The organism is Variovorax sp. OV084 (genome assembly GCF_900111625.1).
Classification (GTDB): Bacteria; Pseudomonadota; Gammaproteobacteria; order Burkholderiales; family Burkholderiaceae_C; genus Variovorax.
This window is the reverse complement of the sequence record NZ_FOII01000004.1, coordinates 133,435-151,514: the sequence shown is the minus strand read 5'-3', so window position 1 is coordinate 151,514 and position 18,080 is coordinate 133,435. Positions and strand designations below refer to the sequence as shown.

17 protein-coding genes are annotated in these 18,080 nt (G+C 67.3%); 15 read left to right on the top strand and 2 right to left on the bottom strand.

Translation table 11 applies throughout. The features are described 5' to 3' along the window. Positions 1 to 40 precede the first annotated feature (40 nt). The 7 genes from BMW87_RS13500 (at position 41) to BMW87_RS13470 (ending at position 8,147) form a co-directional block, all read left to right on the top strand. The gene (locus tag BMW87_RS13500; protein WP_093076810.1) at positions 41 to 1,651 is read left to right on the top strand and encodes an acyl-CoA carboxylase subunit beta; all 1,611 of its coding nucleotides are present in this window, start codon (positions 41 to 43) and stop codon (positions 1,649 to 1,651) included. After that, on the top strand, positions 1,648 to 3,597 hold the full coding sequence (locus BMW87_RS13495) for an acetyl/propionyl/methylcrotonyl-CoA carboxylase subunit alpha (RefSeq protein ID WP_093076808.1): 1,950 nt from the start codon (positions 1,648 to 1,650) through the stop codon (positions 3,595 to 3,597). The genes BMW87_RS13500 and BMW87_RS13495 overlap by 4 nt, the downstream gene beginning before the upstream one ends. A gap of 34 nt (positions 3,598 to 3,631) precedes the next feature. Beyond that, on the top strand, positions 3,632 to 4,531 hold the full coding sequence (locus BMW87_RS13490) for an SDR family oxidoreductase (protein WP_093076807.1): 900 nt from the start codon (positions 3,632 to 3,634) through the stop codon (positions 4,529 to 4,531). Between the two features lie 27 nt (positions 4,532 to 4,558). Then, a complete protein-coding gene (locus BMW87_RS13485; RefSeq protein WP_093076805.1) occupies positions 4,559 to 5,719 on the top strand; it encodes an acyl-CoA dehydrogenase family protein in 1,161 nt (386 codons plus the stop codon). A gap of 7 nt (positions 5,720 to 5,726) precedes the next feature. Further along, on the top strand, positions 5,727 to 6,902 hold the full coding sequence (locus BMW87_RS13480) for an acyl-CoA dehydrogenase family protein (protein WP_093076804.1): 1,176 nt from the start codon (positions 5,727 to 5,729) through the stop codon (positions 6,900 to 6,902). A gap of 86 nt (positions 6,903 to 6,988) precedes the next feature. Beyond that, on the top strand, positions 6,989 to 7,750 hold the full coding sequence (locus BMW87_RS13475; RefSeq protein WP_093076802.1) for a slipin family protein: 762 nt from the start codon (positions 6,989 to 6,991) through the stop codon (positions 7,748 to 7,750). 94 nt (positions 7,751 to 7,844) lie between these two features. Continuing rightward, on the top strand, positions 7,845 to 8,147 hold the full coding sequence (locus tag BMW87_RS13470) for a Dabb family protein (RefSeq protein WP_093053666.1): 303 nt from the start codon (positions 7,845 to 7,847) through the stop codon (positions 8,145 to 8,147). Here the strand turns inward: BMW87_RS13470 and BMW87_RS13465 are convergent. Continuing rightward, entirely contained in the window at positions 8,132 to 9,061 is a 930-nt protein-coding gene (locus BMW87_RS13465; protein ID WP_093076801.1) for a LysR family transcriptional regulator, read from the bottom strand. The two genes, BMW87_RS13470 and BMW87_RS13465, sit on opposite strands and share 16 nt — an antisense overlap. Positions 9,062 to 9,185: 124 nt before the next feature. On the opposite strand from BMW87_RS13465, the gene BMW87_RS13460 reads away from it, so the two are divergent. The 3 genes from BMW87_RS13460 to BMW87_RS13450 are packed head-to-tail and all read left to right on the top strand — an operon-like array spanning position 9,186 to position 13,307. Next, positions 9,186 to 10,172: a Bug family tripartite tricarboxylate transporter substrate binding protein gene (locus tag BMW87_RS13460; protein WP_093076799.1), complete on the top strand. Its 987-nt coding sequence runs from the start codon at positions 9,186 to 9,188 to the stop codon at positions 10,170 to 10,172. Between the two features lie 33 nt (positions 10,173 to 10,205). Beyond that, a complete protein-coding gene (locus BMW87_RS13455) occupies positions 10,206 to 11,885 on the top strand; it encodes a carboxylesterase/lipase family protein (protein ID WP_093076798.1) in 1,680 nt (559 codons plus the stop codon). A 24-nt stretch (positions 11,886 to 11,909) separates the two neighbouring features. Further along, the gene (locus tag BMW87_RS13450; protein ID WP_093076796.1) at positions 11,910 to 13,307 is read left to right on the top strand and encodes a dipeptidase; all 1,398 of its coding nucleotides are present in this window, start codon (positions 11,910 to 11,912) and stop codon (positions 13,305 to 13,307) included. 19 nt (positions 13,308 to 13,326) lie between these two features. Here the strand turns inward: BMW87_RS13450 and BMW87_RS13445 are convergent, their stop codons facing one another. Next, entirely contained in the window at positions 13,327 to 14,601 is a 1,275-nt protein-coding gene (locus tag BMW87_RS13445; RefSeq protein WP_093076795.1) for a DEAD/DEAH box helicase, read from the bottom strand. A gap of 41 nt (positions 14,602 to 14,642) precedes the next feature. Between BMW87_RS13445 and BMW87_RS13440 the strand changes: the two genes are divergently transcribed. The 5 genes from BMW87_RS13440 (at position 14,643) to BMW87_RS13420 (ending at position 18,067) form a co-directional block, all read left to right on the top strand. Next, positions 14,643 to 15,017 carry a translation initiation factor Sui1 gene (locus BMW87_RS13440; protein WP_371127361.1) on the top strand — a complete coding sequence of 125 codons (375 nt, stop codon included), beginning with the start codon at positions 14,643 to 14,645 and terminating at the stop codon, positions 15,015 to 15,017. Between the two features lie 7 nt (positions 15,018 to 15,024). Then, on the top strand, positions 15,025 to 15,261 hold the full coding sequence (locus BMW87_RS13435; protein WP_093053658.1) for a DUF3820 family protein: 237 nt from the start codon (positions 15,025 to 15,027) through the stop codon (positions 15,259 to 15,261). A gap of 181 nt (positions 15,262 to 15,442) precedes the next feature. After that, positions 15,443 to 15,853 carry an RNA recognition motif domain-containing protein gene (locus BMW87_RS13430; RefSeq protein ID WP_093076793.1) on the top strand — a complete coding sequence of 137 codons (411 nt, stop codon included), beginning with the start codon at positions 15,443 to 15,445 and terminating at the stop codon, positions 15,851 to 15,853. Between the two features lie 201 nt (positions 15,854 to 16,054). After that, positions 16,055 to 16,543 carry a tripartite tricarboxylate transporter TctB family protein gene (locus BMW87_RS13425; RefSeq protein ID WP_093053650.1) on the top strand — a complete coding sequence of 163 codons (489 nt, stop codon included), beginning with the start codon at positions 16,055 to 16,057 and terminating at the stop codon, positions 16,541 to 16,543. Between the two features lie 12 nt (positions 16,544 to 16,555). Next, positions 16,556 to 18,067, top strand: coding sequence for a tripartite tricarboxylate transporter permease (locus BMW87_RS13420; protein ID WP_093053647.1), 1,512 nt, complete (start codon positions 16,556 to 16,558; stop codon positions 18,065 to 18,067). Positions 18,068 to 18,080: the final 13 nt, after the last annotated feature.

The window sequence follows — 18,080 nt, the reverse complement described above, 5'->3', positions numbered from 1 at the left end:
TGTGCAGAGCGAAAACAAGCGACCTGCCCAGACTCTTCCCATGCCCGTCATCGAATCCCGGCTGCAAGCGGCCAGCGACACCTTCCAGGCCAACCGCACCGGCATGCTCGCGCTGCTCGACCAGGTGCGCGCACACGAGGCCCGCGCCGTCGCGGCCTCCGGCGCCTCGGCCGAGCGTTTTGCCAAGCGCGGGCAGCTGCTGCCGCGCGAGCGCATCGCGCTGCTGCTCGACACCGGCGCGCCCTTTCTGCCGCTGGCCTCGCTCGCGGGGCTGGGGCAGGACAACCCCGACCTGGCCAAGAGCGTGCCCGGCGGCGGCCTGATCTCCGGCATCGGCCAGGTGTCGGGCGTGCGCTGCATGGTCAGCGCCTCCGACTCGGGCATCGACGCCGGCGCGCTGCAGCCCATGGGCCTCGACAAGCAGCTGCGCGTGCAGGAGATCGCGCTCGAAAACAAGCTGCCCTACGTGCAGCTGGTGGAAAGCGCCGGCGCCAATCTCATGCACTACCGCGTGCAGGACTTCGTGCGCGGCGGCAACATCTTCCGCAACCTCGCGCGGCTGTCGGCCGCGGGGCTTCCGGTGGTGACGGTGACGCACGGCTCCTCGACCGCGGGCGGCGCCTACCAGACGGGCCTGTCCGACTACATCGTGATGGTGCGCGACCGCACGCGGGCCTTTCTCGCGGGGCCGCCGCTGCTGAAGGCCGCCACCGGCGAGATCGCCACCGAAGAAGAACTGGGCGGCGCGGTGATGCACACGCACATCTCGGGCCTCGGCGACTACCTGGCGGAAGACGACCGCGACGCCATCCGCATCGCGCGCTCGATCCTCGGCGGCATCGACTGGGCGCGCAACGAAGTGCCGCGCCAGTTCATTCCGCCGCGCTACGACGCCGAAGACCTGCTCGGCATCATGCCCAGCGACGGACGGCGGCCGGTCGACATGCGCGAAGTCATCGCGCGCATCGCCGACGGCTCCGAGTTCCTGGAGTTCAGCGAGCACTACGGCAGCGCCACCGTCTGCGGCCACATCCGGCTCGAAGGGCATGCCGTGGGCATCGTCACCAACAACGGCCCCATCGATTCCGACGGCGCGACCAAGGCCACGCACTTCATCCAAGCCTGCTGCCAGACGCGCACGCCCATCGTCTACCTGCAGAACATCACGGGCTACATGGTGGGCCGGGCGCACGAGGAGGCCGGCATCATCAAGCACGGCGCGAAGATGATCCAGGCCGTGACCAACGCCAGCGTGCCGCAGATCACGCTGCACTGCGGCGCCTCTTATGGCGCGGGCAACTACGGCATGTGCGGGCGGGGCTTCGCGCCTCGCTTCTGCTTCTCGTGGCCCAACGCGCGCACAGCCGTCATGGGCGGCGAGCAGGCGGCGAAGACCATGGCCATCGTCATGGAGGCGGGCATGGCACGCAAGGGTGCGGTCGATCACGCGAAGATCGATACGATGCAGCAGCAGATCGTCGAGCGCTTCGATCGGCAGATGAGCGTGTTCACCACCAGCGCGCTGCTGCTCGACGACGGCGTGATCGACCCGCGCGACACGCGTGCGGTGCTGGCGGAAGTTCTTTCCGTGTGCCGCGATGCCGATGCGCGCGTGCCGCAACCCATGCAGTTTTCGGTGGCGCGGCCATGAACAGTGCATTCCACAAGATCCTGATCGCGAACCGCGGCGAGATCGCGGTGCGCGTGATGCGCACGGCGCGCGCAATGGGCTACCGCACGGTGGCCGTGTATTCGAGCGCCGACGCGGATGCCGAACATGTGCGGCAGGCCGACCAGGCCGTGTGGATCGGCGAATCTCTGCCCGCGCAGAGCTACCTGAACATCGCCGCAATCATCGAGGCCGCGCGCACCAGCGGTGCGGATGCAGTGCATCCGGGCTATGGCTTTCTCGCGGAAAACGCAGCGTTCGCACAGGCCTGCCGAGACGCGGGGCTGGTCTTCATCGGACCGTCGCCGGAAGCCATTCGCGCGATGGGCGACAAGGCCGGCGCCAAGCGGTTGATGCAGGCGGCGGGCGTGCCGTGCATTCCGGGCTACCAGGGCGAAGACCAGGGCGCGGAGAAGCTGGCCGCAGAGGCGGCGCGCATAGGCTGGCCCGTGATGATCAAGGCAACGGCAGGCGGCGGCGGGCGCGGCATGCGGCTCGTCACCTCCGCCGCTGACTTCGCCGGACAACTGCACAGCGCGCAGTCCGAAGCGCTCAACGCGTTCGGCGATGCCACCGTGATCCTGGAGCGCGCCATCGTCGCGCCGCGCCACGTCGAGGTCCAGGTGTTCGCCGACCGGCGTGGCAACGCCATCCACCTTGGCGAGCGCGACTGTTCGGTGCAACGTCGGCACCAGAAGGTCGTCGAGGAAGCGCCCTCGCCGGCAGTGTCCGACGCACTGCGCGAACGCATGGGCGCCACCGCCGTCGCCGCGGCGAAAGCCATCGCCTACGAAGGCGCGGGCACGCTCGAATTCCTGCTCGACGCCGAAGGCCAGTACTGGTTCATGGAAATGAACACGCGCCTGCAGGTGGAGCACCCGGTGACCGAAGCGGTGACGGGCCTCGACCTCGTCGAGCTGCAACTGCGCGTCGCGGCCGGCGAGCCCTTGCCACTCGCGCAGCAGGACGTGCGCATCACCGGCCATGCGATCGAAGTGCGCCTGTGCGCCGAAGATCCGCAGCAGGGCTTCATGCCGCAGAGCGGCACGCTCGCGGCGTGGCGGCCCTCTGCCGCGCTGCGCACCGAACACGCATTGCGTGACGGCGCCGCTGTGCCGCCCTTCTACGACTCAATGATCGCCAAGCTCGTGGCGCATGGCCGCACGCGCGAGGAAGCCCGGCACCGGCTGATCGCGGGCCTGCAGGACACGGTGACGCTCGGCATCTCGACCAACCAGCAGTTGCTGCAGCGTGTGTTGTCGCATGACGTATTCGCAAGCGGTGCGGCTACGACCGCCTTCATCGGCGATCACCTCGACGCCCTGCTCGTCGCCGACGCGGCGAACGACGCCCGCGCCGCATTGCTCGCTGCTCTGCTGCTCCAGTTGGGCGAGCGTGGCTGGCCCTCGCCGCTCGCACACACGCTGCCCAACGCCCTTCGCTTCGCGCTCGACGGCACGGTACACGCGGCCCGGGTGACGCCGCGCGGCGCTGGCCGGTTCGACATCGCACTGGACAACGACGCGCCAGTGCAGCTCGCATTGCTCGCACTGCCCGGCGACGGCAGCCTCCGCTTCTCGTGCGGCGGCCTGTCCGAACAGGCCTTCGTCGTGCGCCAGCCCGACCGCGTGGATTTCCACTTTCGCGGCCAGTCATTCCAGCTGGAGAACCTCACGCACGTAGCGGTGCCCCGCACCGATGGCACCGCCGGCGACGGCCTGCTGCGCGCATCCATGAACGGCCGCGTGATCGCCCTGCTGGTGGCCGAAGGCGATGCGGTCGCCGCTGGCCAGCCGCTCGTCACGCTCGAAGCGATGAAGATGGAGCACGTGCACTGCGCGCCGCGTGCCGGTCGTGTCGCGCTGCATGTCGCGGTGGGCGCGCAGGTGGCCGCGCGGCATGTAGTCGCGCAGGTCGCCGACGCGTGACGCTCTTCAAGACAAGTTTCCGAAAGTCTTCCGCATGAATGCATCCTCCCGCTACCGCTCCGTCTTCGCACCCGGCCTGTTCGGCGGACAGGTCATCGTCGTCACCGGCGGCGGCTCCGGCATCGGCCGCTGCACAGCGCACGAACTCGCGGCGCTCGGCGCGCAGGTGGTGCTGGTCGGCCGCAAGCCCGAGAAGCTCGACAAGGTACGCGCCGAGATCGAAGCCAGCGGCGGCAAGGCCAGCACGCAGGCCTTCGACATCCGCCAGGAAGAAGCGGTGCGCGCAGCCATCGCCGCCATCGTCGCAGCGCACGGCCGCATCGACGGCCTCGTCAACAACGCCGGCGGCCAGTACATCACGCCGCTCGCCGCCATCTCGGCCAAGGGCTGGGAGGCGGTGATCCACACCAACCTCACGGGCGGCTTCCTGGTCGCGCGCGAGTGCTACGTGCAAAGCATGCAGGCCAACGGCGGCGCCATCGTCAACATCGTGGCCGACATCTGGGGCTCCATGCCCAATATGGGCCACAGCGGCGCGGCGCGCGCCGGCATGGTGAGCTTCACCGAAACGGCGGCCGCCGAATGGGCCGTGAGCGGCGTGCGCGTGAACGCGGTGGCGCCGGGCTACATCGCATCGAGCGGCATGGACCACTACCCGCCCGAAGCCGGCGACATGCTGCGCGCCATGCGCAACACGGTGCCCGCGGGCCGCTTCGGCAACGAGGCCGAAACCTCCGCCGCGATCGCCTTCCTGCTGAGCCCCGCGGCCAGCTTCATCAGCGGCAGCGTGCTGCGCGTGGACGGCGCACGGCCGCAGGTGCGCATGGGCTGGCCGATGGAGATTCCCGATGCGCAGACGCAGCAGCGCGCGGCGGTGCGGCCTTTCGATGGCTTTCACCTCGCACAGACGCCGCGCGTGTTCCAGGACAAGTAAAGAACGAACGACCGGAGACAAGACACCATGCAGTACACCCACGAACACCTCGAGATCCAGAAGACGCTGCGGCGCTTCATCGACGACGAGATAAACCCGCACGTGGACGAATGGGAAGCCGCCGAGATATTCCCCGCGCACGAGGTCTTCAAGAAGCTCGGCAATCTCGGCATGCTGGGCCTGAACAAGCCCGAGGCCTTCGGCGGCGCCGGGCTCGACTACTCGTACGCGATGGCGATGGCCGAGGCGCTGGGCCACATCAGTTGCGGCGGCGTGCCGATGGCGATCGGCGTGCAGACCGACATGTGCACGCCCGCGCTAGCGCGCTTCGGCAGCGACGAGCTGCGCCGCGAGTTCCTGGCGCCCGCCATCGCCGGCGACATGGTCGGCTGCATCGGCGTGAGCGAGCCCGGCGCGGGCAGCGACGTGGCGGGCCTGAAGAGCCATGCGCGCAAGGACGGCGACGACTACCTCATCAGCGGCCAGAAGATGTGGATCACCAACAGCCTGCAGGCCGACTGGATGTGCATGCTGGTCAACACCAGCGACGGCCCCGTGCACCGCAACAAGTCGCTCGTGATGGTGCCGATGGACAGCCCCGGCATCGAGAAGGCGAAAAAGATCCGCAAGATCGGCATGAATTCGAGCGACACCGGGCTCATCTACTTCGACAAGGTGCGCGTGCCGCAGCGCTACCGCGTCGGCGAAGAGGGCCAGGGCTTCGTCTACCAGATGCAGCAGTTCCAGGAAGAGCGCCTGTGGGCGGCCGCAAGTTCGCTCGAACCGATGGAAGACTGCATCGCGCAGACCATCGAATGGGCGCAGCAGCGGCAGATGTTCGGCGCCACGCTGGCCGACCAGCAGTGGGTGCAGTTCAAGCTGGCCGAACTCAAGACCGAGGTGGAAGCACTGCGCGCCCTCACGTACCGCGCCTGCGACCTGCATGTGCAGGGCGAGGACGTGCTCGAACTCGCGTCGATGGCCAAGCTCAAGACCGGACGCCTGACACGGCAGGTGTCCGACACCTGCCTGCAGTTCTGGGGCGGCATGGGTTTCACGCTGGAAAACCGCGTTTCGCGGCTGTACCGCGACGGCCGGCTGGGCTCCATCGGCGGCGGCGCCGACGAGGTGATGCTCGGCATCCTTGCGAAGACCATGGGCATCGCCAAGCGGCCGCCGCGCGGTTGAACACGGCATGGACGCCGAACTGCAAGCCGACCGAGCCGCGCTCGCCGACACGGTGCGGCGCTTTGCCGAAAGCGAGATCGCGCCGCATGTGCAGGCCTGGGACGACGCGGGCGAATTTCCACGCGCGCTCTACGCGCGGGCCGCCGAACTCGGCCTGCTGGGCCTGGGCTATCCGGAGGAACTCGGCGGCACGCCGGCCTCGTATTCGCTGAAGCTGCCGGCATGGGTCGCGCTCGCGCGCCATGGCAAGAGCGGCGGCGTGCTTGCGAGCCTGTTCTCGCACAACATCGGCCTGCCGCCCGTGGTGCTGCATGCAAGCGACGCGGTGCGCCAAGAGGTCGTGCCGCCGGTGCTGCGCGGCGAGAAGATCGCAGCGCTTGCCATCACCGAGCCTGGTGGCGGCTCCGACGTGGCCGCGCTGCGCACCACGGCAAAGCGAGAAACAGACGGCGACGGCGATCACTACGTGGTCAATGGCGAGAAGACTTTCATCACCTCGGGCATGCGCGCCGACTGGATCACCGTGGCCGTGCGCACCGGCGAAGGACGCGGCGCGGGCGGCATCTCGATGCTGCTGGTGCCGGGCGACACGCCGGGTCTTTCGCGCACGCGCCTGTCGAAGATGGGCTGGCTGTGCTCCGACACCGCAACGCTGCACTTCGACAACGTGCGCGTGCCGGCGCGCTACCTTCTCGGGAACGAGGGCGAAGGCTTCCGCATGGTCATGGGCAACTTCAATGGCGAACGCATCGGCATCGCGGCGGGCACGCTGGGTTTCTCGCAAGCCTGCCTCGATGAGGCCCTGGCCTGGGCGCGCGAGCGCAAGACCTTCGGCGCTGCGCTCATCCAACACCAGGCGGTGCGCCACAAGCTGGTCGACATGCAGATGCGCATCGCCTCCACCGAGGCCTGGATCGAGGCGGTATCGGCCGAAGGCGACGCGCTCGAAGCGGCGGGGCGCTTCAATGCACCCGAATGGGTCGCGCAGATCTGCATGCTCAAGAACCACGCGACGCAGACCATGCAGTTCTGCGCCGACCAGGCGGTGCAGATCCTTGGCGGCATGGGCTTCATGCGCGGCACGGTGAGCGAGCGCATCTACCGCGAGGTGAAGGTGATGATGATCGGCGGCGGGGCCGAAGAGATCATGAAAGAACTGGCAGCGAAGCAGATGGGCTGGTAGTCACCTTTCTTTGGGCCGGGGCGGAACGCCGCCAAGCGCCGGGTGTCCAACCATCCAGCGCTTTCGCTGGGTCGCAGGAGACCAACATGCTCTCTCTTACCTCCGGCATCGGCGCCGTCATCCTTGTGCTGTTGGCGGTGCTGCTGTTTTCAGCGGTATGGATCTTCCGGGAGTACGAACGCGGCATCGTGTTCACCCTCGGGCGCTTCTCGAAGGTTTCGGGGCCGGGTCTGGTGCTCGTGATACCGGCCATCCAGCAGGTGGTGCGCGTCGACCTGCGCACCGTGGTACTCGAAGTGCCGACGCAGGACGTGATCTCGCGCGACAACGTGTCGGTGAAGGTCAGCGCGGTCGTCTACTTCCGCATCGTCGATGCCGAGAAGGCCATCATCCAGGTGAAGGACTTCTTCAACGCCACCAGCCAGCTGGCACAGACCACCCTGCGCTCGGTGCTCGGCAAGCACCAGCTCGACGACATGCTGGCCGAGCGCGAGAAGCTCAACCTCGACGTGCGCGAGTCGCTGGACGTGCAGACGGCTTCATGGGGCATCAAGGTGTCGAACGTGGAGATCAAGCAGATCGACCTGACCGAATCGATGGTGCGCGCCATCGCGCGGCAGGCCGAGGCGGAACGCGAACGCCGCGCCAAGGTGATCCACGCGGAGGGCGAACTGCAGGCTTCCGAGAAGCTGTTCCAGGCCGCGCGCGTGCTGGCGCAGGAGCCGCAGGCCATCCAGCTGCGCTACCTGGAAACGCTCACGGTGATCGGTGCCGACAAGAACACGACCATCGTGTTCCCGTTGCCGATGGATCTGATCTCGAGCTTCCTCGGCAAGCAGCACGCATAGCGGCATGCAACGCGCGGAAGCGGAAAACTGTTCTTCACGCGCGAAGGCCTGCAACGCATGGTCTTTCGCGAGGCGCCTGCTTACCATCGTGCGCATGTTCAAGCACATCGTGATGTGGGACCTGCGTGGCGACACGCCGGAAGAAAAGACGCAGGCCCGCCAACTGCTCAAGCACAAGTTCGAATCGCTGCGCGGCCAGATCCCGGGCCTGCTGCACATCGAAGTGGGCGTTGATTCGAGCCGCGCAAGCTATGCCTGCGACGTGGTGCTCTACAGCGAGTTCGACAGCCAGGCCTCGCTCGACGGCTACGCCACGCACCCTGCGCACCTGCGCATTCGCGAAGAGCTGGGCGACCTCCGCGTCGCGCGGCACCAGGTCGATTACGCGGCAGACTGATCGGCGCTGGCCTGCGCGAGCCCAACGCAGAACTCGCGCACCAGCCGCAGCGCAGGCGCCTCGGTGCGGCCTTCGAGCGTGACGAAGGCGAACTGCGCGTTGAGCCCCGCAGCAGGCTCCACCTTCAACTCGGCCAGTTCGCCGCTGTCCTGCAGCGCGCGGGTGGCAGCGAGCACGCCCAGGAAGATCGCGTCGGTGTTGCGCACAGCATCGATCAACGCGCCGATGTCTTCCGACGACACATGCAGCCAGCGCTGCGGGCTGGCGTCGCTGCCGTAGCGCTCGACCAGGATGCGCGCCACGTCGTCGCTGACCATCGTCGAGACCACCGGGTAGCGCACGAGGTCGTCGAAGCGCACGGGCTTGCCGCGGCCCTTCGCGAGCAGGGGATGGCCGCGCCGGCAGACGAAGCCGGAGCGCAGCGTCGGCAGCACATCGATATGCAGGTCCTCGCGCGGTGACACCGCCCGGTAGGTGAGCACCAGCGCGTCGAGCGTGCGCGTGCGCAGCGCCGCCAGTTGCAAGTCAGGCCCGCCGCCGTGCAGTTGCAGGCCCACGCGCGGGTGGTTGCGCAACATGTGAGTCAGCAGCGGCGACGAGAACAACGCTCCCGGCGCGGCGCCAAGCCCCAGCCGTACCAAGCCGGCCTGCCCGTCGGCCAGCAGCGCGGCGGCGCGCTTCAGTTCGTGCGTCTCCATCGAGATGCGCTTGGCGCGGGCCAGCACCATCGCACCGAAGGGCGTGAGCTCGTTGCGCTTGCCGACACGGTCAATCAGCTGCATGCCGAGTTCCTGTTCGAGCATCTGGATGCTGCGGCTGAGCGCCGGCTGCGTGAGATGCACTTTCTCGGACGCGCGGCTGAAGGAGCCGGTTTCGGCGAGCGCGAGCAGGTGGTCGAGTTGCTGGAGGTTCATGGTGGGCCGTCCGTTGTCATACGTATGAGGCGTACTCATGGTAATGACAAAAACAATGCATTGGACAGATATACCGCTGATTCCTAGCATCCATCGCGTACTACTTTGGACCAAGGAATTTCCCATGAAGCGGTTCGGTCAATGGCTTTGCGCGCTGGCTTTTCTAGGCTGCGGCACGGTGGCGATGGCGCAGGCGCCCTACCCCTCGAAGGTCGTCACGATGATGGTTCCCTATCCGGCGGGCGCGGCCAGCGACTTCACCGCACGGGCGCTGAACGAGCTGATCGGCAAGGAACTCGGCGGGCAGGTGATCGTCGAGAACATCGGCGGCGCGACCGGCGCCATCGCTGCGGGCAAAGTGCTGGCAGCGCCGGCCGACGGCCACTACCTGTTCCAGGGCTCGCCCAACGAGCTGATCCTGTCGGGGCTGGTCAACAAGAGCACGCGCTACAAGCCAGAGGACTTCCAGTGGATCGCGCCGGTCGCCACCTCGCCGCTGGTGCTGGTGGTCAACAGCCAGCTGCCGGCTCACTCGCTCGATGAATTCGTGGCGCTGGCGCGCTCGCGCAAGGACGCGCCGCTGAGCTACGGCACACCGGGCGCCGGCACGCTGTACCACCTGCTCGGCGAGCTCTTCGTCAAGCGCACCGGCGCGCCCGTCACGCACGTGCCCTACAAGGGCGGCGCGCCGATCATTCAGGACCTGATCGGCGGGCAGATCGACTTCGCGTTCATGCCCTACCAGGCCTTCTATGCCGACTACGTGAAGCAGGGGCGCCTGCGCGTGATCGGCTCGCTGTCGCCCGGCAAGCGGCTGCCCGCGCCCTTCGACACGCTGCAGACCAGCGCGCAGAGCAAGGACATGAAGGACTTCGACTTCGGCATCTGGACCTCCTACATGGTGCGCAAGGGCACGCCGCGGCCGGTGGCCGAACGGCTCAACGCCGCGATCGCCGCCGCGCTGAAAAACCCGCATGCGCGCGCGCAGCTGGAGTCGCAGGCCAAGACCGTCTTCGAGCCGATGAGCCTGGAGGCGGGAGAGAAGTTCTACGCAGCCGAGATTGCGCGCTACCGCGACCTCGTCAAGACCATCGGCTACGAGTCGCCCTGAGCCCCGTTCCATTCCAAAACAAGAGGTGCATCCATGAAGACGAGACAAATCAATGGCCTGGCGCTGACGCTGGTGGTCGCGCTGTCGCTCTCCGCGTGCGGCGGCGGTGGCGGCGGCACGGGTTTCAGCGGCATCGCGCTGCCACCGGCCGCGGGCCCCGCACCGGTGGCACCCGCACCTGCGCAGGACGACCTCACGGTCGCGGTCACCACTGAAGGCAAGGTCGCGGGCAGCGCCGGCGCGAACATGGTGTCGTTCCTCGGCATTCCCTACGCGCAACCGCCGGTGGGCGCATTGCGCTGGGCGCCGCCACAACTGCCGGCCGCACATGCGGCAACGCTGCAGGCCAAGGCCTTCGGCAATGCGTGCCCGCAGGCACCCGGCGCGGTGTCGTCATCGATCGCCGAAGACTGCCTCTACCTGAACGTGTGGAAGCCGGCAGGCACGAAGCCCGGCGACAAGCTGCCGGTGGTTTTCTACATCCACGGCGGCGCGTTCACGCTGGGTTCGGGCGAGATGGGCCCCAGCCCGCTGGCGAGCCGCGGCGTGGTCGTCGTCAGCATCAACTACCGGCTCGGCGCGCTCGGCTATCTCGCGAACAAGGCGCTGCGCGCGTCCAACAAGGACGGCAGCCTCGGCAACTTCGCGGTGATGGACCAACTGGCCGCGCTCGGCTGGGTGCAGAAGAACATCGCGGCCTTCGGCGGCGATGCGGGCAACGTCACGCTATGGGGCACCTCGGCGGGCGCGACGCAGAGCTTCTCGCTGCTGCAGTCGCCGAAGGCCAAGGGACTGTTCCAGCGCGCGGTGATGCAAAGCGGCGGCGCGGCCGAGTACTCGAACCCGAGCATGGACACCTCGCTGGCAGTCGGCGACACCGCCGTGCAGAACCTCGGATGCAGCGCCGCCACCGACGTTGTCGCCTGCCTGCGCGCGCTGCCGGTGTCGGCGCTGCTCGAGCAGGGCGGGCTCAAGTGGCGGCCCACGGTCGATGCGCAGGTCATCACGCAGGTGCCCGCGCGCGCCTTCGCGACCGGCAATTTCAACCAGGTGCCCGTGATGATCGGCGGCGTGTACGACGAGGGCACGCTCTTCGTCGACACCAAGCTGAGCGCAACCTACTACCCGCTGTACCTGCGCGGGCTCGCGCCGGCCGGCTACGACACCACGGCCATCGAGGCGGCCTACCCGATCAGCAACTACGCCGTGCCGGCGCAAGGCATCGCGCGAGCCATGGGCGACGCGATGTACGCCTGCGGCAACAGCGCGCGGCGCGATGCGCTCGCGGCCTGGGTGCCGGTGTACGGTTGGGAAATGACCGATCCGCAGCTGTCGTTTCCGCCGAGCCCCACGGCCTTCTACTACGGCACGGCGCACGGCATGGACAGCTACTACCTGACCGGCACGGTCGATGCGCTGCCCGGCTATCCGTACTACGACTCCGGCAGCGCCACGCCCGACGCGGCCACCACGGTGCAGCGCAAGGCGCTGTCGGCGCAGATGGTCGCGTACCTCCTCAACTTCGCGAAGAACGGCGACCCGAACGGCGACGGCCGCAACGTCGCGACGCGCTGGCCGCGCTCCATGGGGCCGTCGGACCGCGCACTGATCGAGTTCACCTACCCCACCGTCAAGACATCGAGCAACGCGTTCGAGCACACGCACAAGTGCGACACGCTGTGGGGACCGGACGTGTTCCCGCCGATGTACTGACGAGCCAACCCATCCCACTCACCCATGAACGAACAACAAGTCATCGACCACCTCGACGCCCGCCAGCCGGAGATCGTGGACTGGCTCAAGGCCTTCCTCCGCATCCCGAGCGTGAGCGCCGATCCGTCCTTCGCACCGGGCATGCACGAAGCCCGGCGCTTTCTCATCGAGCGGCTGCAGCAGATCGGCCTGGCCGGCGTGCGCCTGCTCGACGGCGACGGCGAGCCCGCTGTGTACGGCGAATGGAACGGCGCACCCGGCCAACCCACGCTGATGATCTACGGCCACTACGACGTGCAGCCAGCCGATCCCGTCGGGCAGTGGCGCACGCCGCCATTCGAGCCGACGGAGGTGGACGGCCGGCTCTACGGGCGCGGCACTTCCGACGTGAAGGGCTCGACCACGATCGCGCTGGAGGTGATCGCCTCGTTCCTCGCGGTGCAGGGCCGGAGCCCGGTGAACATCAAGGTGTTCCTCGAAGGCGAGGAGGAAACCGGCAGCCCCTCGCTGCGAACCATCGTCGAGCGCCACCGCGCGCTGCTGCAGGCCGACGCAGTGCTGTCCGCCGACGGTGGGCGCGCGAGCGCGGAGGTGCCGACGATCAACACCGGCGCGCGCGGCAACGCGCAGCTCGAAGTGCGGTTGCGGACCGCGAGCAAGGACCTGCATTCCGGCCGCTACGGTGGCAGCGTGCGCAACGCACTGCACGAGATGGCGCGACTGGTCACATCGCTGCACCATGCGGATGGAGGCGTGGCGGTCGAAGGCTTCTACGAGGGCGCGATATCGCTCAGCGCCAGGCAGCGCGCCGACACCGCGGCTTTTCCGTACGACGAAGCCGCGTTCTTCTCGGATGTCTGCGGCAGCGCGCACGGCGAGCCCGGCTACACCGCGCGCGAACGCGTCACGCTGCGGCCCGCGCTCGACGTCAACGGCCTGTGGGGCGGCTACACGGGCAGCGGCGGCAAGACCATCGTGCCTTGCGAAGCGACCGCCAAGCTGACGACGCGCGTGGTCGCGGGGCAGAACCCGGGCGCCGTGATCCACGCCGTGCTGCGCCACCTGCAACGGCACTGCCCGCCCGGCTGCACGCTCGACGTTGTGGCGATGAACGACGGCTCACCGGCATCCACCCTTGCGCCGGACCATCCGCTGGTGCGCGCGGCCGAAGCAGTGCTCGAACGAGAGAGCGGCCGGCGTCCGATCCACGTGCGGCTCGGCGCGAGCGTGCCGGTGACTTCGATCTTCAAGGAGATGCTGGGCATCGACACGCTGATGTTCGGCTTCAACCTGCCCGATGAAGACGTGCATGCGCCGAATGAGTTCTTCAGGCTGGCTTCAATCCAGCAAGGAACTCGGGCGTGGACGTTGCTGCTCGCTGAGCTGGCGAAGCATCGGCCGGCGTCTTTTCACGTCGGCTGAAGCCTGACGAAAGACTTCGTCAGCGCCCTTCGCCGTCGTCGCTCGGCTGCGCAGCCTTCGCCGCCGCACGCAGCTTGTCTTTCTTGCTCGGCCGCTTGCCCTTGATGCCCCCGGTGCCCGACGCATCGACCACCGGCACCGCCACTTCCGTCGGCTCGAAGCCTTCGACGCGCTCACGCGGCAGGCTCAGCCCCTGGCGCTTTTCGATCAGCCGGAAGTGCGCCTCGGTCGACGCGCTCACGAAGCTGATCGCCAGGCCGCTCTCTCCTGCGCGGCCGGTTCTGCCGATGCGGTGGATGTAGTCGGTCGGCGAGCGCGGCAGGTCGTAGTTGATGACCACGGGCAGCTGTGCGATGTCGATGCCGCGCGCCGCGAGGTCGGTGGCGATCACCACGTCCCAGCGGCTCTGCTTGAACTGCGAAAGGATGTCGGTGCGCGTGCCCTGCGCGATGTCGCCGTGGAAGGGCACTGCGTAGATGCCGTTCTTGTAGAGCTTCTCGGCCACGATCTGCGCGGCGTGCTGCGTGGCGACGAAGACAAGCACGCGGTCCCATTCGTTCTCGTGCTGCTTCAGCAGATGGCGCAGCAGCTGCGTGCGACGGGCGGCGTCGACCTCGATCACGCGCTGCACGATGTTCGGCTCGGTGCCGGGCTCGCCCTGCACGTCGACGACGGCCGGGTCGTGCAGCATGCCATCTGCCAATGCCTGGATGGCGCTCGGGAAGGTGGCGGAGAACAGCAGGTTCTGGCGCTGCTTGGGCAGCAGCGCGAGGATGCGACCGAATTCTTCGGCAAAGCCGAGGTCGAACAGGCGGTCGGCCTCGTCGAGCACGAGCATCGACACGGCATCGAGCTTCAGCGCGTTGTGCTCGACCAGGTCGAGCAGACGGCCGGGAGTGGCAACGACGATGTCGGCACCGCCGCGCAGGCCCATCATCTGCGGGTTGATCGACACGCCGCCGAATGCGACGACGATCTTCAGGCGCTCGGGCAGGTGCTGCGCAAGGCTGCGCATGGTTTCGCCGACCTGGGCCGCGAGTTCGCGGGTGGGCACGAGCACCAGGGCACGCACGCGGCGCGACGAGCCCTGCGCGCGTTCAGCGCCCAGGCGCTGCAGCAGGGGCAGGGAAAATGCGGCGGTCTTGCCGGAGCCGGTCTGCGCCGAGCCCCGCACGTCGCGACCTTGCAGAATCGCGGGGATGGCCGCGGCCTGGATGGCGGTCGGCGCGGCGTAGCCGCTTTGGGCGGCAGCCTGCACGAGCGCGGGGATCAGGCCCAGTGAGTCGAATGGCATGTAAGCAGACAGAGAGAGAAGAGACGAATCGAATGTCGACGATGAAACAGCAGCGCAATCAGTCCGGCAGCGCCCTGGTGTACTCCACCGAGGCGGGCGGGCGCATGTGCCCCGACTGCGGGGAGCCGGTGGCCCAGTGCCGCTGCAAGGAACTCAAGGCGCGCGTACCGGCCACCGACGGCATTGTGCGTGTATCGCACGAGACCAAGGGGCGCAAAGGCAAGGGCGTGACGGTGGTCAAGGGCGTCGCGCTCGATGCGGCGGCGCTCACGGCACTCGGCAAGCAGCTGAAAACGGCCTGCGGCTCGGGCGGCACGGTAAAGGACGGCGTGATCGAAATCCAGGGCGACCACCGCGAAACAGTGATTGCCGCACTCGTGAAGCAGGGCCACACGGTCAAGCGGGCGGGAGGTTGAGCACGCGATGAAACCCGAAGACCTGCAGCGGCTGGTGACGCTCGAAATGCCTTTTGGCAAGCACAAAGGCACGCTGATTGCCGATTTGCCCGGAAATTACCTGACGTGGTTTGCACGCGAGGGTTTTCCCTCAGGAGAAATAGGCCGGCTACTCCATTTGATGCATGAAATAGACCACAACGGGCTCTCGGACCTGCTGAAACCGTTGCGAAACCGCCCGTCGCGCCGGGATGTTTCTCAATAACACACGATTTCGCCACGTTTTTTGCAATTAGGGCTGGATAATCCGGCCTACGTGTCTGTGAGCTTTGTCTCCCGTGCACGTAATTCGGTGATCGGTCAGTTTCGCGCCACAGCGCATTTTGTTTGTTGTGATTCTGGGACTCCATCGCTTTGTCTTGTTGGTTTGAATTAGGAGTCCCTCAATGGGCAAGAAACTCTACGTAGGCAACCTCGCCTACTCCGTGCGTGACAACGACCTGGAACAAGCCTTTGGCGAGTTCGGCGCAATCGTCAGCGCCAAGGTCATGATGGAACGTGACACCGGCCGTTCGAAGGGCTTCGGCTTTGTCGAAATGGGTTCGGATGCTGAAGCACTCGCAGCCATCGAAGCCATGAACGGCCACTCGCTGCAGGGCCGCGCCCTGACGGTGAATGAAGCCCGTCCGATGGAAGCTCGTCCCCCCCGTACCGGTGGTGGCGGCGGCTACGGCGGCGGTGGTGGTGGTGGCGGCTACGGCGGTGGCGGCGGCGGCGGTTACGGCGGCGGCGGCGGTGGCCGCAGCGGTGGTGGCGGCGGTTACGGCGGCGGCGGCGGTGGTCGCGGCGGCTACTAAGCCCTTCCCTCCAGAGCCTTCGGGCTTCTGAATGAAAAAGCTCCTTCGGGAGCTTTTTTCGTTTGTGGCCCTCTGTGGCGCAGGGGGCGTCGAGGGAGAACCCTAGCCCTGCGGTAAGCATTTGTCCGTACCGGGCAGGTCAGCCAACGGTCAGGCCCGCAGAACGACCCTCACCCCTCCATACAAGAGGGGCGAGACGACATGCGCATCAAGAGTCAGGCTGACTTCTTTTCAGGAGTCATGTTCACCACCGTGGGGGGCGCCTTTGCGATAGGCGCGACCACCTACACCATCGGCGACGGCGCCCGCATGGGGCCGGGCTACTTCCCGCTCATGCTGGGCATCCTGCTGGCCATCCTCGGGGCCATCATCATGTTCCAGGCGCTGGTGGTCGAAACCACCGACGGCCACCCGATCGGCAAATGGGCCTGGAAGCCGCTGGCCTTCGTGCTCGGCGCCAACCTGGCCTTCGGCGTGCTGCTGGGCGGCCTGCCCAGCATCGGGCTGCCGGCCATGGGGATGATCATCGCGATCTACGCGCTCACGATCATCTCGAGCATGGCGGGCGAGCACTTCAAGCTGCGCGACGTGCTGATCCTCTCGACCATCCTGGCGGCTGGCAGCTACGTGGCCTTCATCTGGGCACTGAAGCTCCAGATCCAGGTCTGGCCCACTTTCATTTCGGGCTGAGGAGCGCACACCATGGACCTGATCCACAACCTTTCCATCGGTTTCGGCGTTGCCTTCACCTTCACCAACCTGCTGTACTGCCTGCTGGGTTGCATCCTGGGCACGCTGATCGGCGTGCTCCCGGGCATCGGCCCGGTCGCAACCATCGCGATGCTGCTGCCCGCCACGTACGCATTGCCGCCCGTGTCGGCGCTGATCATGCTGGCCGGCATCTACTACGGCGCGCAGTACGGCGGCTCGACCACGGCCATTCTGGTGAACCTGCCAGGGGAGTCGTCCTCGGTGGTCACCTGTATCGACGGCTACCAGATGGCAAGGCAGGGCCGCGCAGGCCCGGCGCTCGCCGCGGCCGGCCTCGGCTCGTTCTTCGCGGGTTGCGTCGGCACGCTGATCCTGGCCGCCTTCGCGCCGCCGCTGACCGAGCTGGCCTTCAAGTTCGGCCCGGCCGAGTACTTCTCGCTGATGACGCTGGGCCTGATCGGCGCGGTGGTGCTGGCTTCGGGCTCGCTGCTGAAGGCAGTGGCGATGATCGTGCTGGGCCTGCTGCTGGGCATTGTGGGCACTGATGTGAACTCGGGTGTCGCGCGCTACAGCTTCGACATTCCGGAACTCACCGACGGCATCGGCTTCGTGGTGATCGCCATGGGCGTGTTCGGTTACGGCGAAATCATCGGCAACCTTTCGCAGCCCGACGACGAGCGCGAGGTGTTCACGCACAAGGTCAAGGGCCTGTGGCCCACCAAGGACGACTTCAAGCGCATGCTGCCCGCGGTGCTGCGCGGCACGGCCCTGGGTTCTGCACTGGGCATCCTGCCCGGGGGCGGCGCGCTGCTGGCCTCGTTCGCCTCGTATGCGCTGGAGAAGAAGATCCGCATGCGCCCCGGCGAAGTGCCCTTCGGCAAGGGCAACATCCGCGGCGTGGCATCACCCGAGTCGGCCAACAACGCCGGCGCGCAGACTTCCTTCATCCCGCTGCTGACGCTGGGCATTCCGCCCAACGCGGTGATGGCGCTGATGGTGGGCGCAATGACGATCCACAACATCCAGCCGGGTCCGCAGGTCATGACCAGCAACCCCGAGCTGTTCTGGGGCCTGATCGCCTCGATGTGGATCGGCAACGCGATGCTGATCATCCTGAACCTGCCGCTGATCGGCATGTGGATCAAGCTGCTGACGGTGCCCTACAAGTTCCTGTTCCCCGCCATCGTGCTGTTCTGCGCGATCGGCGTGTACTCGACCAACAACAACACCTTCGACGTGTGGATGGTGGCGGCCTTCGGCTTCATCGGCTACCTGTTCATCAAGCTGCGGACCGAGCCTGCGCCATTGCTGCTGGGCTTCATCCTCGGGCCGATGATGGAAGAGAACCTGCGGCGCGCGCTGCTGCTGTCGCGCGGTGCGTGGAGCGTATTCGTCACCCGGCCGCTGTCGGCGGGGCTGTTGGTGGCGGCTGCGCTGCTGCTGGGCATCGTGCTGCTGCCCGCAATCAAGGCCAAGCGCGAGGAAGCCTTCGTCGAGGAGTGAGCGCTCCGTTCCC

What these genes read in the sequence shown, in the direction of transcription:
- BMW87_RS13500 (WP_093076810.1), top strand. Translation starts at nt 41, where the DNA reads ATGCCCGTCATCGAATCCCGGCTGCAAGCGGCCAGCGACACCTTCCAG.
- BMW87_RS13495 (WP_093076808.1), top strand. Translation starts at nt 1,648, where the DNA reads ATGAACAGTGCATTCCACAAGATCCTGATCGCGAACCGCGGCGAGATC.
- BMW87_RS13490 (WP_093076807.1), top strand. Translation starts at nt 3,632, where the DNA reads ATGAATGCATCCTCCCGCTACCGCTCCGTCTTCGCACCCGGCCTGTTC.
- BMW87_RS13485 (WP_093076805.1), top strand. Translation starts at nt 4,559, where the DNA reads ATGCAGTACACCCACGAACACCTCGAGATCCAGAAGACGCTGCGGCGC.
- BMW87_RS13480 (WP_093076804.1), top strand. Translation starts at nt 5,727, where the DNA reads ATGGACGCCGAACTGCAAGCCGACCGAGCCGCGCTCGCCGACACGGTG.
- BMW87_RS13475 (WP_093076802.1), top strand. Translation starts at nt 6,989, where the DNA reads ATGCTCTCTCTTACCTCCGGCATCGGCGCCGTCATCCTTGTGCTGTTG.
- BMW87_RS13470 (WP_093053666.1), top strand. Translation starts at nt 7,845, where the DNA reads ATGTTCAAGCACATCGTGATGTGGGACCTGCGTGGCGACACGCCGGAA.
- BMW87_RS13465 (WP_093076801.1), bottom strand. Translation starts at nt 9,061, where the DNA reads ATGAACCTCCAGCAACTCGACCACCTGCTCGCGCTCGCCGAAACCGGC.
- BMW87_RS13460 (WP_093076799.1), top strand. Translation starts at nt 9,186, where the DNA reads ATGAAGCGGTTCGGTCAATGGCTTTGCGCGCTGGCTTTTCTAGGCTGC.
- BMW87_RS13455 (WP_093076798.1), top strand. Translation starts at nt 10,206, where the DNA reads ATGAAGACGAGACAAATCAATGGCCTGGCGCTGACGCTGGTGGTCGCG.
- BMW87_RS13450 (WP_093076796.1), top strand. Translation starts at nt 11,910, where the DNA reads ATGAACGAACAACAAGTCATCGACCACCTCGACGCCCGCCAGCCGGAG.
- BMW87_RS13445 (WP_093076795.1), bottom strand. Translation starts at nt 14,601, where the DNA reads ATGCCATTCGACTCACTGGGCCTGATCCCCGCGCTCGTGCAGGCTGCC.
- BMW87_RS13440 (WP_371127361.1), top strand. Translation starts at nt 14,643, where the DNA reads ATGAAACAGCAGCGCAATCAGTCCGGCAGCGCCCTGGTGTACTCCACC.
- BMW87_RS13435 (WP_093053658.1), top strand. Translation starts at nt 15,025, where the DNA reads ATGAAACCCGAAGACCTGCAGCGGCTGGTGACGCTCGAAATGCCTTTT.
- BMW87_RS13430 (WP_093076793.1), top strand. Translation starts at nt 15,443, where the DNA reads ATGGGCAAGAAACTCTACGTAGGCAACCTCGCCTACTCCGTGCGTGAC.
- BMW87_RS13425 (WP_093053650.1), top strand. Translation starts at nt 16,055, where the DNA reads ATGCGCATCAAGAGTCAGGCTGACTTCTTTTCAGGAGTCATGTTCACC.
- BMW87_RS13420 (WP_093053647.1), top strand. Translation starts at nt 16,556, where the DNA reads ATGGACCTGATCCACAACCTTTCCATCGGTTTCGGCGTTGCCTTCACC.